General features: G+C 43.3%; 16 protein-coding genes. 8 read left to right on the plus strand and 8 right to left on the minus strand.

From position 1 onward, the window contains the following. Positions 1-29: 29 nt before the first annotated feature. Genes NT178_04370 through NT178_04390 form a run of 5 tightly spaced genes read right to left on the minus strand, consistent with a single transcriptional unit; the run spans position 30 to position 4,073 of the window. Complete coding sequence (locus NT178_04370; GenBank protein ID MCX5811763.1) at positions 30-1,298, minus strand: iron-sulfur cluster carrier protein MrpORP; 1,269 nt, start codon at positions 1,296-1,298, stop codon at positions 30-32. Beyond that, positions 1,265-2,179, minus strand: coding sequence for an ATP-binding protein (locus tag NT178_04375; protein MCX5811764.1), 915 nt, complete (start codon positions 2,177-2,179; stop codon positions 1,265-1,267). The genes NT178_04370 and NT178_04375 overlap by 34 nt, the downstream gene beginning before the upstream one ends. Before the next feature lie 4 nt (positions 2,180-2,183). Then, complete coding sequence (locus tag NT178_04380; GenBank protein ID MCX5811765.1) at positions 2,184-3,047, minus strand: ATP-binding protein; 864 nt, start codon at positions 3,045-3,047, stop codon at positions 2,184-2,186. Positions 3,048-3,065: 18 nt separating this feature from the next. After that, positions 3,066-3,296: a hypothetical protein gene (locus NT178_04385; protein MCX5811766.1), complete on the minus strand. Its 231-nt coding sequence runs from the start codon at positions 3,294-3,296 to the stop codon at positions 3,066-3,068. Between the two features lie 18 nt (positions 3,297-3,314). Next, entirely contained in the window at positions 3,315-4,073 is a 759-nt protein-coding gene (locus tag NT178_04390; GenBank protein MCX5811767.1) for a DUF134 domain-containing protein, read from the minus strand. Between the two features lie 70 nt (positions 4,074-4,143). Here NT178_04390 and NT178_04395 point away from each other — a divergent pair, with 70 nt between their 5' ends. The 8 genes from NT178_04395 to NT178_04430 all read left to right on the plus strand — a co-directional run bounded on the left by NT178_04395 (position 4,144) and on the right by NT178_04430 (position 10,780). Then, the gene (locus NT178_04395; protein ID MCX5811768.1) at positions 4,144-4,335 is read left to right on the plus strand and encodes a hypothetical protein; all 192 of its coding nucleotides are present in this window, start codon (positions 4,144-4,146) and stop codon (positions 4,333-4,335) included. A gap of 113 nt (positions 4,336-4,448) precedes the next feature. After that, positions 4,449-4,979, plus strand: a complete 531-nt coding sequence (locus tag NT178_04400; GenBank protein ID MCX5811769.1) for a YeeE/YedE thiosulfate transporter family protein — start codon at positions 4,449-4,451, stop codon at positions 4,977-4,979. Beyond that, positions 4,972-5,499, plus strand: coding sequence for a YeeE/YedE thiosulfate transporter family protein (locus NT178_04405; protein MCX5811770.1), 528 nt, complete (start codon positions 4,972-4,974; stop codon positions 5,497-5,499). The genes NT178_04400 and NT178_04405 overlap by 8 nt, the downstream gene beginning before the upstream one ends. Positions 5,500-5,573: 74 nt before the next feature. Continuing rightward, positions 5,574-7,097, plus strand: coding sequence for an Eco57I restriction-modification methylase domain-containing protein (locus tag NT178_04410; protein ID MCX5811771.1), 1,524 nt, complete (start codon positions 5,574-5,576; stop codon positions 7,095-7,097). Then, a complete protein-coding gene (locus NT178_04415; GenBank protein ID MCX5811772.1) occupies positions 7,087-8,055 on the plus strand; it encodes a BsuBI/PstI family type II restriction endonuclease in 969 nt (322 codons plus the stop codon). Before NT178_04410 ends, NT178_04415 begins: the two co-directional genes overlap by 11 nt. A 117-nt stretch (positions 8,056-8,172) precedes the next feature. Further along, positions 8,173-9,522: an MATE family efflux transporter gene (locus NT178_04420; protein MCX5811773.1), complete on the plus strand. Its 1,350-nt coding sequence runs from the start codon at positions 8,173-8,175 to the stop codon at positions 9,520-9,522. A gap of 9 nt (positions 9,523-9,531) precedes the next feature. Next, positions 9,532-9,819: a hypothetical protein gene (locus NT178_04425; GenBank protein MCX5811774.1), complete on the plus strand. Its 288-nt coding sequence runs from the start codon at positions 9,532-9,534 to the stop codon at positions 9,817-9,819. Next, positions 9,788-10,780, plus strand: coding sequence for an endonuclease Q family protein (locus tag NT178_04430; protein ID MCX5811775.1), 993 nt, complete (start codon positions 9,788-9,790; stop codon positions 10,778-10,780). Before NT178_04425 ends, NT178_04430 begins: the two co-directional genes overlap by 32 nt. A gap of 137 nt (positions 10,781-10,917) precedes the next feature. On the opposite strand, the gene NT178_04435 is transcribed toward NT178_04430, so the two are convergent. From NT178_04435 to NT178_04445, 3 genes are all read right to left on the minus strand, one after another. After that, positions 10,918-12,780, minus strand: coding sequence for a methyl-accepting chemotaxis protein (locus NT178_04435; GenBank protein MCX5811776.1), 1,863 nt, complete (start codon positions 12,778-12,780; stop codon positions 10,918-10,920). A 287-nt stretch (positions 12,781-13,067) separates the two neighbouring features. After that, positions 13,068-13,718, minus strand: coding sequence for a lactate utilization protein (locus NT178_04440; protein ID MCX5811777.1), 651 nt, complete (start codon positions 13,716-13,718; stop codon positions 13,068-13,070). A 121-nt stretch (positions 13,719-13,839) separates the two neighbouring features. Beyond that, the gene (locus NT178_04445; protein MCX5811778.1) at positions 13,840-14,430 is read right to left on the minus strand and encodes an HD domain-containing protein; all 591 of its coding nucleotides are present in this window, start codon (positions 14,428-14,430) and stop codon (positions 13,840-13,842) included. Between the last annotated feature and the right edge of the window lie 611 nt (positions 14,431-15,041).

Genomic DNA, 15,041 nt, shown 5'->3' on the forward strand with positions numbered 1-15,041 from the left:
GTATTTTTTATGTCTGCTCCGTCAACCTTCTAATGGTCGCAGGTATTTGCCCCGGTCTGCAACACGCCCTTGAGATATTGCTCCACCGCTTCCCTTGGGTCTTCAGCCTGTGCACCGGTAACCACCTTAACGCCTTGCTGGGCAAAAAGCTGCTGAGCATGGCCTCCCATTCCTCCGGCTATGATACAATTGACGCCCTGCTGCGAAAGCCATGGGGGCAACAGTCCCGGTTCATGAGGGGGCGGGGTAATATAGGTTTCGTTTACGATCTTGCCGTCTCCATCGGTATCGATAATGGCAAAGGCTTCACAGTGGCCGAAATGGGCGCACAGCTTGCCTTGATTTGTAGGAACTGCAAATTTCATAAAAGTCTCCTTATTCTCTTGGGCAATTGCTTCTCCGTTTCCCTTGTTGTCAGAGCAAGTGGAGCAACAAGACTGATTATTTTCAACTTTTTTAGAGAGAAGAATCTTTTCATTATTGCCGAAGGTAACTATCCGCTCAACAATCTCATCGAATTTTTGAGCCGTCTTTGTGTTGGCGTAAAAATGCATATAAGGCTTTTCCTCATCGCCGCTCTTTACGATCTCGGGGTCCAGGGGTATCTTTCCAAGGAAGGGGACTTTGAACCTTTCAGAAAGTCTTTCTCCTCCGCCGGAAGAAAATATGTCCACTTCTTTTTCACAGTGGGGACAGACAAAGCCGCTCATGTTCTCGATAATCCCTGCTATGGGAAGGTTAAGTTGTCTGCAAAAAACAATGCACTTTTCCACGTCAACCGTGGCAACCTGCTGAGGCGTGGTAACAATAATGGCGCTACTTTTTCCTGCCAGCAACTGGGCAATGGACAGAGGCTCGTCGCCGGTACCGGGAGGACAGTCCACAACAAGGCAATCCAGGTCTCCCCAGATCACATGCTGTAGAAATTCCCGTATCATTTTGGCTTTCATAGGTCCTCTCCAGATTACCGGTGTCTCGGTCCCGTCAACCAAAAGCCCCATAGAAACAACCTTCAGTTGATTGTAGGTCTCAATGGGAACAATCTCTTCATTTTTTATGCCCACGCGTTGTCCTGACAAGCCAAGCATTTTCGGTACGCTCGGTCCGTGGATATCCACATCAATTATGCCTGTCCTCAATCCCCTTAAAGATAGGCTTAAGGCAAGATTTACCGCTACAGTACTTTTCCCGACGCCGCCCTTCCCGGAAAGAACCACAAATATCTGTTTAATTCTTTCGAGTTTTTCTTCCAATGCCTTGTCATCTAATTGTTCTTCTGTTCCATGTCCGCAATCCATGTTTCCTCCAAAATAGATTTTAGTTTTGTATATATTTTTCTTATTGACTTGCTTGCCTCACATTCCGGGGCAAAATCAAGTATTGTTTTTGCTTCTTTTTGCGCTTCCGTAATCTTTGTCTCATATGGAATTTCGCCAAGATATATAAGATTATTTTCTTTACAATACAATTCCATTTTTTCCACATATTTGGCGTTAATATCGCCCTTATTTATCACAACGGCTGTTTTAATCTGAAAATGCCTTGTTAATTCAACAATCCGCTTCAGATCATGAATACCCGTTGGGGTAGGTTCTGTCACCACAATTGCCAGATGGGTTCCTGTGATGGAAGAGATAACGGGGCAGCCTATACCCGGCGGTCCGTCAATAAGGATAAGTTCTCTACCAGTCTTTTCCGCCTCTGCATGGGCTTCATTTCTTACCATAGCTACGAGCTTTCCTGAATTATCCTCTCCGGGGAGCAGTTCGGCGAAGATAAATCTGCCGTCATTTGCAGTGCTGCAAATATAACAATATCCCGCAAGCCCTGTAGAAAAATCCACTGCATTAGCCGGACAAAGAAAATAACATGCCCCGCATCCTTCACAGGAAAAGTGTTTTATGATAAAATCATCGGATATTGCATCATAACGACAAACCTCTTTGCATATTCCGCACTTTGTACAAAGGTCGGGGTTAATAGAACCCTTTTTCCCGCCTGTAAAATCCTTTGTCTGCAATACCTCTTCAGGATTGAGGATCATGTGAAGGTTTGCGGCATCCACATCGCAATCTGCCATTACCTTGTTATGGAATATAGACGCAATCGCTCCTGTAAAAGAGGTTTTGCCTGTTCCTCCTTTTCCGCTTACAACCACCACTTCTTTTATATTTGCCATGTTATCACCTGTGCCCATTTTTTCCCAATAGCCTTCCTATATTAACGGCAAGCTCCGTAAATTGATCAATATAAACAGGCAATGTCTTTACGATGAGATAGCTAAGGGAATAATGTCTTGCAATGTCCCTGTCTTCCGGTAAACTCATCAGTACAGGCAATTTATTTCTTGTCAGATAATTGTCTAGAGGGGCGAATTCACCTTTTTCCCTATTTATCACAACTCCTATCGGTTTGCCAAGGTTTTGAGCCATAGATACGGCAACCTTCAGATCATGAAGACCGAAGGGCGTGGGTTCTGTTACCATCACCACGGCATCCGCGTCTGAGATTGTTTTTACTACCGGGCATGAAGTCCCCGGCGGTGCGTCAATGATCTGGACACAGTCCTTTTTGTACTTATGTTTTACTGCCTGTATCAGAGGAACTGCCATAGGTTCGCCTACGTTCAGAACCCCGTGGATGAACTCGATATTATGTTCGGATTTTCCTGTTTCAGTGTATCCTATTTCACGATTACCTTCCGTTATTGCACTTTCAGGGCATATTTTTACACACAAGCCACAGCCATGACATAATTCAGGAAAAACCAGGATGTTGTTCGGAAGCGTTACAAGGGCATTGAACTGGCATTTACTGCTGCATTCACCACAGGATGTGCATTTACTCTGATCAATTACGGGCACCATTACTTTTGTCGGCACTTTTTCCTGGATGTCCGGTTTTAGAAAAATATGTCCGTTTGGTTCTTCCACATCACAATCAAGATATTGTACCTTCTGTAGGGAACGGGCAAGAAAGTAAGCCAGATTTACCGCTATTGTGGTTTTGCCTGTACCCCCTTTCCCGCTTGCGAATGCTATTCTCATTAGATTTCCTTCCAAATTCTACCCTCTCACCATTGCGGTTCCACACTTCGGGCATTTCTGATCGGAACAGGGTATACCCTGTTCATGGGGCGTCCTCTCTCCGCACTGAGGGCAAAGACATTCTCCAGCCGCTCCCAAAGCTCTGCCACCCATTCTGCCCTGGCCTGCCGCACCTGTTCCTCTGCCTATGCCTTTGCAGCCGGGCATAGGCCCTGTCCCTGTCGGTCCTGTTCCATCACCTCTTGGCATAATACATACCTCCTTATCTTACCAGTGCCCTTGTACATCAGGCCCGGTTAGTTTAGTAAGACTGTTTTCCTCGAATCCCTTAATCGCCTGTGCAACGGTCTTTTTTGATACCGTATATACCGGGATGCCTGCTGCCCCAAGTACCTTGAACGCATTAGGGCCCAAATGGCCGCTGATTACTATCCTTGCACCGCCATTTATGGCGTTTTGAGCACTCTGAATGCCTGCTCCCTGAGCTGCATTGAGGTTCTGCGTATTATCAATTACGTCAAAGCCTTTGCTTTCAGGGTCATACATGATCAGCTTTCTGCTTCTGCCGAAGCGCTCATCAACCATGCCTTCCATAGTTCCATCAACACTTGTTATTGCTATTTTCATTTTTCCTCCTTTTTCAACTGACAATACATTTTCTTTCTGGGAAAAAACCTTTCCTTTTCTCCCGCGTCCGCATATTTGACGCCAGCCACATGGCGGGATAAACTTTTCGTCAACCGAGACATTTCCTCCTTCTATCCTCAATGCCTTGCCATTAATAACAGCATGGGCCATCTTTTCATGGGCCGACAAGAGAAGGCGGTGAAATGTGGGCTGTGATACATTCATTTGCGCAGCCGCTTCTTCCTGCGGTATGCCAAGGAGATCTTTCAACCTCATAGCCTCCAGTTCATCATGATGGAGAACAACCTCCTCGATATCTCCCATCCTTACACCGGCAGGTTTGAAATATGTTATCTGGGGAAGAAAACCGATGTTACTTGTGCACCGTGGGCGGGGCATATGTTTATCTCCTTTTCTGATATGTTGTAATATCAATGTTGTAAATCATTTGTAATGAATATATATTCAATTGAATAGATTGTCAATAGAAAATATTAAAACCTTCGGCCAGCCGCAGGGGGACTTTTACCCCACTCTGGCGGCGCTCTCAGCAAATGTTGCTGAGAAATTGCAAATCAAGAACAGGCTTGGGTTTACGAAGAATTTTAAAGTGGTGGAAAATGTTTCCACCGGGATTGCAGAAAGTTCATCTTTAAACTAAGCCGCCACATTTTTTACAAAGAGTTGACAGTTTTTATTTTGCTTGCTATAGAATAAATTGTATTAAAGTCGGGCATTTTGGATATTCAAATATTAGGCAAAAGGAGGTAACACATGGAAGGAAGCCAGGAGCCGAAGGGGTGGAACCCTTACATTGCAGGTATTTTAACCGGATTGCTGCTCGTATTCTCTGTTTGGTTTACCGGAAAATATGTGGGCGCTTCAACAACCTTTGTACGTTCGGCAGGATTTATTGAAAAGGCGTTCAATGCAGAACGTGTATCAAAGATGGAATATTTCATAAAGGAGATGCCGAAGATTGACTGGCAGTGGATGTTTGTGGTGGGGATATTCTTTGGCTCCCTCGTTGCCTCAACAACTTCAAAGAGCTTCAAGTGGCAGGCTATACCGGCCACATGGGAGGGCAGGTTCGGACCTGGCAGGACAAAAAGGGCGATTACCGCGTTTATCGGCGGCGGTATCGCCATGTTCGGTGCGCGCCTTGCAGACGGGTGACCGAGCGGTCATGGACTGAGCGGTTCGCTCCAGTTAGCTATAAGCGGGTACATTTCGTTAATATGTTTCTTTGTAGGTGGTGTTATTGTGGCCGGAATATTATACGGGGGAGGTGGCAAACATGAATGAACTCGTATATGGTCTTATAACAGGTATTATCTTCGGTTTTCTCCTGCAGAAAGCACGGGTAATCAGATATGACAAACAACTTGGCGCCTTGCGTCTTATTGATATGACGATTGTAAAATTTATGCTTTCCACGGTTCTTGTAGCAATGGTAGGCGTCTATCTCCTGAAAGACCTCGGCTTGGCAAAGCTCTCCGTAAAGCCGACAATTCTTGGGGGAAACATTGTCGGCGGACTTATCTTCGGTATCGGTTGGGGGTTGTTTGGTTATTGTCCGGCTACGTCGCTCGGGGCGCTCGGCGAAGGCAGATGGGATGCAATATGGGGTATACTTGGCATGATTGCCGGCGCAGCGTTGTTTGCCGAATTCTTCCCTGTGCTTAAAAATACTGTTCTGAAATGGGGCGTCTACGGGAAGATTACCATACCGGAAGCGCTGGGCATAAACCACTGGATTGTCATTGTAATATTTGTCATAGGCGGCATGGCGCTTTTCCGGTTGTTTGAGAAGAAGAAGCTATAACAGAACTGTCGGGTCACGAAATTTAATTGCATATTATACTTAAGCATAAGAAAATGATATGATAATTAATTGATATGGCAATTGAACCCTTGCATGCACTTGACCACGTTCGTAAATCATTCAACAATACAATAAGCAGAACTGACCGCTCTCAAATCGGTCAGTTCCTTACCCCGACCTCGATAGCCCGGTTTATGTCGTCTATGTTTGAAACAGCAGTACAGGAAGTGAAGATTTTGGACCCTGGTGCGGGGGCCGGGGTGCTTTTTGCGGCCTGCGTGGAAACTTTGATTTCGAGAAAGAATCGACCTTTTTCCATCGATGTAGTCGCCTACGAAGCAGATAGTACGATCCTGCCTTATCTGGAAGAGACCATGGAGTTGTGCAAATCGCTATGCGCATCGGATGGTATCAAGTTTCGAGGAATTATAAAGAATGAGGATTTTATCCCGGCTGCCATTGGAGAAATTAGAGAGCCTCTTTTTGGTTTTCCTGATAAGAGATTTACTCATGTCATTCTCAATCCGCCCTATAAGAAAATTAATAGTCAGACTGCTATAAGCAGAGCTCTCTATTCTTCTGATATAGAGGTGGCAAACCTTTATGCTGTTTTCGTTTGGCTGTCAATGCATTTACTGGAACCTGGCGGGCAAATGGTGGCAATAACGCCTCGGAGTTTTTGCAATGGCCCATATTTCAAGAAATTTCGTGTTGCGTTTTTACATATGATGAATCTCAAGCAAATTCACATCTTCGAATCACGCAAGAAAGCGTTTGGCGATGACAATGTGCTGCAAGAAAATATTATCTACCATGCTGCCCGGGGGCTTCAGAAACCTAAGTCTGTTATAATCTCTTCGTCTGAGGGTCTTGATTTTGACAAAACGCGTATTTTGTCAATCCCTTATGACCAGATTGTTCATCCTGGTGATCGGGACATGTTTATTCATTTTGGCGTTGATGATGTCAATGCTGGACTGATAGAGCAAATAAAACGTTTTACTTCGTCGCTTAACAAGCTGGGTTTGAGCGTTTCAACCGGACGTGTCGTCGATTTCAGAGCAAGAGATTACCTAAGACAGTTCCCTCAGCAAGAGACAACTCCACTTATCTATCCCTGCCATTTCCTGAACGGTTTTGTCAACTGGCCCGTTGAATCAGGAAAAAAACCTAATGCCATCGTGTCATCGTCCGAGACGTCCGATCTTTTTGTCGAAGCTGGATTTTATGTTCTCACAAAAAGGTTTTCGTCCAAGGAACAGCCAAGACGAGTCATGGCGGCAATATATGATCCATCAAGAATCAATGCAGGGTTTGTGGGTTTCGAAAACCATTTGAACTACTTCCATAGACAAGGCAAAGGGTTACTACCTGACCTGGCGAAAGGGCTTGCTCTGTACCTGAATTCCACAATTGCTGACCAGTATTTCCGCCGATTCAGCGGACACACCCAGGTTAACGCTGCCGATCTCCGAAAGATGCCTTATCCCACTCATGAAAAGCTTCTGCAACTTGGCGGTTATGTAAAGGAAACAATGCCCGATCAGGAAGCCATTGATACCATCATAGAAAAGGAGTGTTTGAATTGTGAACAATAAAGCAATTGGAGAAAAAGCAGAAGAAAAGATCAAGGAAGCCCTCGCAATCTTGAACGATTTGGGTTTACCAAGACAGCAACAGAACGAAAGATCTGCCCTGACCCTTCTATCATTGCTGTACCTCAAGCCCGGCGACAACTGGGTAAATGCAACCAATCCGCTGATGGGTATTACTCCAATGATGGATTTCTTTCAAGAATATTACGGGAAAAAATACGCACCTAATACCCGCGAAACGGTACGGCGCCAAACAGTTCACCAGTTTATGCAAGCAACATTGATTGTCGCTAATCCTGATAAACCCTCAAGGCCGACCAACAGCCCGAAAGCGGTCTATCAGATAGAACCATCCGTGCTAAAACTGCTCCGGGGTTTTGGGAAGTCTGGATGGAAAGGGCATTTACAAAAATATCTCAGGACAGTAAATACACTGAAAAAGCTGTATGCACGCGAAAGAGATATGAGACGACTACCCGTTAAACTGGCGAATGGGCAGGAAATCAGGCTTTCACCTGGCGGCCAGAATATTCTGGTTAAGAAGATCATGGATGATTTTTGCCCTTTGTTCACACCGGGAAGTTACATTATTTATATTGGGGATACTCAGGCAAAATGGGCCTATTTCGATTCAGATGTTTTGACGTCACTGGGTGTTAAGATAGAAGAACACGGGAAGATGCCCGATGTTGTAGTGCATCATGTAGAAAAGAACTGGCTCGTTCTGATTGAAGCTGTAACCAGTCACGGGCCGGTAGACCCAAAGCGCAGGCAGGAACTTAAAGAATTGTTTGCCGGATCATCTGCCGGATTGGTTTTTGTAACTGCATTTCTTGATCGAAGGGCTATGCTCAAATATTTAAATGATATTTCATGGGAAACGGAAGTTTGGATTGCCGATTCCCCAACACATCTAATTCATTTTAACGGTGAACGTTTTCTTGGACCTTATGAAGAGTAATTGGGAAGCCGATAATAGATTATTCTGGGGACATCAGTAAGTCTTTTGTGTTAATTAATAGGCAAAATTTGTATTGTTAAAAAAAATATCAGCTTGTAACAATAGCCCGGATAAACCATGATTGATATAAAATCGTTACTCAATCGTCAAGATATACGCAAGTTCATCTCCGAAAGCTGGTCGGTTGGCTGGCCTATGATGATTATCATGCTTTTTGAGTTTTTAACCGGTCTCACAGATATCTATGTGGCCGGTAAAATCAGTAAGGAAATTCAGGCGGCATACGGTTTTGTAATCCAGCTTTACTTTGTGTTCATTATTGTCGGCAATGCAATGAGTATAGGCGCTGTTGCCGTGATTTCACGGATATTTACATCCAAAAACAGTGATCGATTGGCTGAATCTGTATACTCTACGGTTATAGCTACCATTGCCTTAGGTGCTACATTGGGCATATCCGGTATATTTTTAACGCCTGTGATTATCGGTCTATTGCATATCCCTACTGAATTGAAACCTATCGTGATACCGCTCGGGAGGATTTATGCTGCAGGCGTATTGTTTCATTGTCTGCTTATCAACACGAATGCTATACTGCGGGCATGTAAGGAGGTAAGGGCATCACTCAGGACAATGGCAATGGTCTGTTTCTCCAATATTGTACTGATTTTCTTTACTGTATTTCACACTGGTATGGGCTTTAAGGGGATTGCCCTTTCAACGGCAATCAGTGTTTGTCTGGGGAGTATACTCAATATGCGGTATATCTGGCCGTTAATGACAGGTACGAAAAGGTTCTCTGTGAGAATTATAAGAACCATTATCAACATAAGCTGGCCTTCGGGGCTCCTGCAGGGGCTCTGGCAAATAAACTCCATGGTGATTTTCCTGATAATAAGTAAACTGCCCGAACACAGCGTTGAAACCCTTGCAGCACTTTCAGCAGGTGTACGCATTGAGTCAGCAATTTTTCTTCCAGCAATGGCATTCAACATGGCCAACGCGGTAGTTGTGGGCAATCTGCTCGGCGAGGACAGAAAAGACGATGCCTTTAGGGGCGGACTTGTTACAACTTTGATAAGCGTTGTTGTCGTGTCTTTTATAACAGTTCTTGTTCTTTTTAATGCGAAGTGGATAGCGCCTCATTTATCGAATAACAGCATCGTTATTGCCGAATGTATTACTTATATTTATATCAGCATGATAAGCGAGCCCTTTATGGCCATTTGGGTGACGCTCGGCGGCGCATTGAACGGCGCCGGCGATACGAAGGGCATGATGTTTATTGTAGGGCTTGTCGTCTGGCTTGTACGGGTACCTTTGACATATATTTTGGTAATATTGCTCGGTTTTGGCGCTGCCTCAGTCTGGTGGACGATGAACCTCTCGCAGTTCCTGATGGCATTGTTCATCTTCAGGCGATACTGGCAAAAAAAATGGTTAGTACATCAATATGGGTATAAATAAAGGATAAACATGCGAATTATTGCCGACCTACATATTCACTCAAAATATTCACGGGCAACCAGCAGGGATATGTGCCCTGAGGCGCTCTGGAAATGGGCGCAAATAAAAGGCATTACAGTCATAGGCACCGGCGACTTCACCCACCCGGCATGGCTTGCCGAACTTAAGGAGAAGATTGAACCCACAGGCAATGGGTTGTTCACGCTTAAAAAGGAATTTCAAGTCAAAAGACGTTCCGGATTCATGCAGGGGGGATGTTTTTTTCATGCTCTCCTCCGAGATCAGCTCTATTTATAAAAAAAACGGCCGGACGCGAAAAGTCCACTCCATTTTATATGTGCCTGATTTTATTGATGCAGAAAAAATTCGCATAGCATTGTCAAGAATAGGGAATCTCAATTCAGACGGAAGACCCATATTGGGACTCGATGCAAAGGAACTTCTGAAAATTGTTATGGATATATGTCCTGATAGCCTGTTTGTACCTGCCCACGCCTGGACACCACACTTTTCAGTATTCGGGGCAGTTTCGGGATTCGATTCGCTTGAAGAATGCTTTGATGAACTCACCCCGCATATCTATGCCATTGAAACAGGACTTTCTTCTGACCCGTCCATGAACTGGCGGCTTTCGGCATTAGACAGGATCACACTGATTTCCAACTCTGATGCCCATTCACCTGCCAAAATAGGGAGGGAGGCAAACATCCTTGATACAGAGTGTTCTTATGGTGCTGTAACTGACGCTATAAGAACAAAAAAAGGTTTTCTTGGAACAATAGAATTCTTCCCCGAAGAAGGCAAATACCATAATGACGGACACAGGGAGTGTAACATTAACATCTCGCCAAGAGAGACTGTTGCGCATAATTACCTCTGTCCTGTGTGCAAAAGGAAGGTAACCATAGGAGTCCTGCACAGGGTCAATAAGCTTGCCGACAGGGATAATGGGTTCAAACCAGAGAGCGCATTGCCTTTTTATTCGATAATCCCTCTGCCGGAGGTCCTTGCAGAAACATTTGAAGTGGGCGCAGCCAGCAAGAAAGTAAATACCATATATCAAAAGCTTATACAGGAACTCGGAAATGAATTCAAAATTCTTCTGGATTCTCCGCTCGATGATATTGGAAAGGCAGGTTCGCCCCTTATCAGAGAAGCAATATCCCGTATGCGTGCAGGAAATGTCCGAATCACCCCCGGTTTTGACGGCGCATTCGGAAAAATTAAAATCTTTGACAGCACAGAACGGAAGGGGTAATTCACGGATTTCCTTACCCCTGGGAAACAGGGAGATTTCCTGCCTGAATTTCAGGGGAACCTGTTTTTTACTATTTCGTCACTCTTTTGATGCCCCGTGGCTTGCCGAGTGGCAGTTCATTCCCGGCAGATTTATAATTAAAAAAGCTCTATATTTGTTCCGAGATCGCTTCCTGTCTCTGCGCTGCCGTCTGAAGTCAGTATGTTTTTTGGTATGTTTTCCAATTTGTGTTTATCCAATGCCATATATGCTTTATGGTTGTTTCGCTCGCTGTGCATTGTGTAATTATTCTCCAGGTTTTTTAGCATCTCAATTTTCTCATGATTATCTATTTCAGGTAGTAGTTCCTGCGTCTGTGAGATTATGAGGTCAAATACGGTCATGGCCTGCTCGATTTTTTTTGAGAATGCCTCCTGGACGGTTATACCTGAAGCTACTTTTTCAATATCCCGGGCAAGCGCCTTTCCCTCTTTTTGTATTCTGCCAAGATATGATTTGACCATATCGTTTGTGCGCCCGAGCCTCTCAAGCAGTCCGTTCAGGTTTTTTAAGAGGATATCTGTTTCAGTTTCCTGTTCCTTTTTGTTTAAGCTGATATTTTGATGCAAGGTTTCCACCGTTGCTACAATCCTTTTCAATATATCTGCCACTTCAATCTTCTGGATGCCGGAATCTCCGGAAAGATTTTGTATAGCCTCTGCAATAACGCCTAAAGGGGCGCCTTCCTCTCCTGTATGCGCTGCCTTTATACGAGCATTCACGGCGATAAGCTGAATCTCCGAGCCTATTTCTTCAATATCATTAATAAACTTCGACATATTGTCAACTGTTTCAGTCAGACTTTCCATTGTTATTGATAATTCGAGGACAGTGTTTTTGATCTCTCTGATAGATGATATGGCCGACAATACGCCACCCTCGATCTTTGTAAAGAACGAAGATGACGATTCGTCTTCACTCCCTGCTATATTTTGTACATCCTCATGTATTCCGATAATGTTTCTTGCTGTACCCTCAAGGTTGTTAATAATACGATGTACGGCATTTATAAAATTTTCCTCTGAGTCAAGAAGCTGTATTTTTTGAAGTTCACAGACTGTATTTGTATCCCGAATAGCTTTTTTTAAATTATTGTTTTCTGATATCTCAAGCGAGTTCGTATCATTAGTGCCGGCATCAAGTCTTGAGCATAAGACATCAAGGGCTTCCTTTATATGTTCCAGTTGTTGGCGTGTAATATCATGAAACTGCATGGAAGATACAACTTCTCCTATATTGCCCGTGATTGTCTCCAGTCCTCCTGAAATATGAGCGGCTGTCATGACCGAAGATGTATTTTTCTCGGCAAGCGAGGCGATGGTTGCATGCGTATTATCAAGGACAGACTGCGCCTTGCCCTTTTGTTGTGTTTCAAGACTAACAACCCTGGAAAGTGTCTGTTTTACAGTATTTTCTAATAAACCTGCACTGGCAAATATCTCAGTAAACCTTGAATTAATAAGTATTGACAGTTTTTCAACATCTTCTGCTATGGTAACAAAACCATTGTTATCCTGACGAAGCTGTGAGCTTTCAATCTTGGTAGAAATACCGAGTATTTTCAAAGTTTTCACAATTTTTTTAAAACCGCTAATAGGCTTATAAATATTGTCAACGATATTGATAATATCCTGTAATGCTGTTATGCCCTGACTGAATTCTGCTTCAGCCTGAACAATATAACCCTGCATGTTGTTAAGAAGTTCACGTAAACCATTAATGATGTTTACTATTTCGTTGCCGGACATGGAGCTTGCCAGAGAAGAGGACAATTCCGAAATCGCTGTTGCGCGATTGTAGAAATCCTGTAAGTTGTTTCCTACAGATAAAAACTCTTTTTCCGTTGAAGCGGCTAACGTATAAAGATCATCCCCAACCATCTTCAAATGGTTTTTCCAGTCAAAAAGCTGCCCTGAATTTTTGTCAAGAGGCTGATCAATTAATGGGTTAACTTTTGACATAGCCTAATCTTGGAATTTACCTGAAGTTTTTTTAGTATTATTATAAAACTTAAGATTGAACCCGGGCATCATACAATGATTGTCGCCGTTTATTTGATTTAGTTTAGTTTTATTGTGATAAATTTTAACATCATGAAATTACTATGGATAATTTAATACGTTATTATTTGAAAAAGTGGACACACAACCCCATTAAAATATCCTACTATCTTTTATCGCAGAATGTGAAATATCCATCCTTTTCAAATCAAGGTGCATAAAAATGAAAGGACTAAAAAAATCCTTAATTAAAACCCCAACGGTTCACCAACAAGAATAATTGTTACATTTGTTCGTACCGGTTTCTTGGCAAGGATTGTATAGATGTTGCATATTCTTTGCGGGGACGAACAGTCAGCACATTCACCTGTTTCTGCGCAGGGTGTTTTCAAGCCGAGCCTCTTTGCATTTATCGGTGCAACAATCTCCTGAACCCTTACTTTCGCTTCATTGATATCCCTTACAATCTTGTTGACCCCGCAGACAAGAATTACATTCTTTGGTCCGAACATCATTCCTGCCACTCGATTTCCAATAGAGTCAATATTGTAGATCTCCCCATTTTCCGTGACGGCATTACTGCTGCTGAGAAAAAAGTCGGCAAGCAATGCCTCCCGCCTTATCTTTACTATCTCTTCAGGCGACATGCCCTGTATAACAGGATTTAAAAACCTGACAGGACGATTTTTTACCTCGTCAAAGAAGCCGATCTGTCCCAGGGTTTGAGACCCACCAACCCCAACAGTTGCACCCTCGGGGATCATTTTAAAAATTTCTTCCAATGCATCTGAAGCCTTTGGTACAAATTTAGCAGCAAAATTGTTCTTTTTCAGCGCATTGAGTGTTCTTTGTACCTGCAGATCCTCATACCACTTTTCAAATTCCGTCATTTCTTTCATTATTGAATCTCCCTTACTTAAAAATTATTTTGAAGCAGGTCAGTGTTGTTGAATTCCATGATCTTTATCGAGGATTACCCCTATTATGCATGCATATGCTTTGCCAAAATAAATGAAAAATTCACCAACATTGATTTTCTATAATCTGCAACGCCCTTGTCTCATTCAAGGCTTCACGTGCCATATCTGCGGCCACAGACGTCATAAACCACTGTTCTATAATGCTGCCAAGATATGCCAGGTAGCTGTCACGGTCAATGCCGAAGCGAGCATGATCTATATCAACCCCAATCCGGGTGAATCGCCATAATTTATCAGCATCTTTTACTAACGAATCGTTAAGCGAGAGGGCCTCCTTCCTGGAGTCGTGGCCATCAATAATTGCCGTGATTTCATCTATCTTTATTTCATTATAATCAAGTGAACGTAGAATCTCCCCTGCAATCCTTGCCCCTTCGATCTCATGAATACGCCGGGTTTCCGTATCTTTGGTGTTAGGACCGAAGGCGCCAGATTGCTTGTCCTCCGGTACAATTTTCCAACCCACATCATGCAGAATTACAGCCGGCAAGACGATGTCTTCATCGGCCTCAGGGTAATGCTCCAACAATTGGCGGGCAAACATTAAAGATAAAAAGATGTGGATGTCGTTTTTGCGAGTATCCAAGAAAGGTTTTGCCATATCATAAATTTTGTCGTGGATAGTATCCATACCCTTCCTTGTTGAAGCATGTTTTTATACAGAAAGACTATTTTTACCATTAGGCAAGGGACTAAATCAATTTAATTTATGACTGAAATTGCCTGACTTTTTCGGTTCTTAACTACAGTGAATAGTCGTTAGTGAATTGTGAATAGTCAAACGTATCTTATTAAACCAGTATTATTGGTTTCGTTAATGTTGGCATGGATATCCATGCCAACAGCTTTATTCAGAGGGGTAAATCCTTGGAATTCTTTATCTTATCTTCCGTAACCATTTACTATTGATGAACTCGTAAAAAGTCGTATTTCTGTCGTTTTGTTATTCCCACGAATACCCTGAAGGGCACAAGCACGGGAATCCAGTGATTTCAATGTGTTCTGGACTCCAGTTTTCACGGGAGTGACGGTTTTTTGACTTTTTACGAGTGCATTATTATTCACTGTCTTTCTTACACTTGTGGCGGTCTTTTCTTACCATATGGAATTTTGGGCATCTGTTGCTGGACATAATCACAGAAAACCTGAAGTTCATAAAGGAATTTTTCAACGTCTTCCCGTATATACGTTCCAAGACCCTTTTCAAAACCTGTTTTTATGGATATCAGGCCTTTAACATGT

Source organism: Pseudomonadota bacterium (assembly GCA_026388255.1).
GTDB lineage: Bacteria > Desulfobacterota > Syntrophorhabdia > Syntrophorhabdales > Syntrophorhabdaceae > JAPLKB01.

Coding starts and splice junctions, on each gene's coding strand:
- NT178_04375 (MCX5811764.1), bottom strand. CDS start 2,179: ATGGCAAATATAAAAGAAGTGGTGGTTGTAAGCGGAAAAGGAGGAACA.
- NT178_04370 (MCX5811763.1), bottom strand. CDS start 1,298: ATGGATTGCGGACATGGAACAGAAGAACAATTAGATGACAAGGCATTG.
- NT178_04405 (MCX5811770.1), top strand. CDS start 4,972: ATGAATGAACTCGTATATGGTCTTATAACAGGTATTATCTTCGGTTTT.
- NT178_04380 (MCX5811765.1), bottom strand. CDS start 3,047: ATGAGAATAGCATTCGCAAGCGGGAAAGGGGGTACAGGCAAAACCACA.
- NT178_04440 (MCX5811777.1), bottom strand. CDS start 13,718: ATGAAAGAAATGACGGAATTTGAAAAGTGGTATGAGGATCTGCAGGTA.
- NT178_04435 (MCX5811776.1), bottom strand. CDS start 12,780: ATGTCAAAAGTTAACCCATTAATTGATCAGCCTCTTGACAAAAATTCA.
- NT178_04385 (MCX5811766.1), bottom strand. CDS start 3,296: ATGCCAAGAGGTGATGGAACAGGACCGACAGGGACAGGGCCTATGCCC.
- NT178_04445 (MCX5811778.1), bottom strand. CDS start 14,430: ATGGATACTATCCACGACAAAATTTATGATATGGCAAAACCTTTCTTG.
- NT178_04410 (MCX5811771.1), top strand. CDS start 5,574: ATGGCAATTGAACCCTTGCATGCACTTGACCACGTTCGTAAATCATTC.
- NT178_04420 (MCX5811773.1), top strand. CDS start 8,173: ATGATTGATATAAAATCGTTACTCAATCGTCAAGATATACGCAAGTTC.
- NT178_04425 (MCX5811774.1), top strand. CDS start 9,532: ATGCGAATTATTGCCGACCTACATATTCACTCAAAATATTCACGGGCA.
- NT178_04390 (MCX5811767.1), bottom strand. CDS start 4,073: ATGCCCCGCCCACGGTGCACAAGTAACATCGGTTTTCTTCCCCAGATA.
- NT178_04430 (MCX5811775.1), top strand. CDS start 9,788: ATGCTCTCCTCCGAGATCAGCTCTATTTATAAAAAAAACGGCCGGACG.